Here is a 764-nt window from a genome sequence, read left to right as displayed (position 1 = left end):
GTCTCGGCACGTTTTGCGTATGTCTTCGCCGATCCTGAAACCGCCTTCCGCGCGATGAACTTCGATGCGCTTCTGGCAGACAAGGAGGTGGCAAAGCAGATCTTGCAGAAGCTGGAGGCTGAGCCGGGATCTATCGGTCCACTGAAGGGCAAGACCGGCATTCTCGCCAGCAAGCCAGAGCGGGAGGCGCGTCGTGTTGCCGAGGTGAACGTGCCCGCTCTCAAGCGCGATCTTGAGCAATATCTTCGGATGCGCGAGACGGTTACTCAGAGGCTGCAAACGGACGAGCAGTCCCTGCGTCAGCGGGTCTCGATCGACATTCCGGCGCTGTCGCCGGCAGCCCGTGTCGTGCTGGAGAGGGTGCGTGACGCCATCGACCGCAACGATCTACCAGCAGCGATGGCCTACGCGATCAGCAATCGCGAAACAAAGCTCGAAATCGACGGGTTCAACCGGGCGGTTACCGAGCGGTTCGGGGAACGGACGCTGTTGAGCAACTCTGCCCGTGAGCCGTCGGGAAAGCTGTACGAAAAGCTCTCCGAGTCCATGAAACCGGAGCAGAAGGGGCAGCTCAAACAAGCCTGGTCGGTCATGCGCACGGCGCAACAACTCGCGGCTCACGAGCGCACCGTGCAGTCGCTGAGGCAAGCCGAGGAACAGCGTCTTACCCAGCGCCAGACGCCGGTGCTGAAGCAATGAGGCGGAGACGGGTTCTCCTGTTTCTGTCTGGCGCCGCTGTCATCATATCCGCACTCGCGGCGGCT

At 61.6% G+C, this 764-nt stretch carries 1 protein-coding gene; it reads left to right on the top strand.

The genetic code is table 11. The annotated features are described in order from the left end of the window. Nucleotides 1–699: BID domain-containing protein (locus T18_RS27850; RefSeq protein WP_323455251.1), on the top strand; the 699-nt coding region annotated here is incomplete at its 5' end. Nucleotides 700–764: the final 65 nt, after the last annotated feature.

The organism is Rhizobium sp. TBD182 (assembly GCF_001950375.1).
Lineage (GTDB): Bacteria > Pseudomonadota > Alphaproteobacteria > Rhizobiales > Rhizobiaceae > Agrobacterium > Agrobacterium tumefaciens.
Note: the sequence above shows the minus strand (reverse complement) of the source record. Positions and strands in the feature narration are given on the sequence as shown.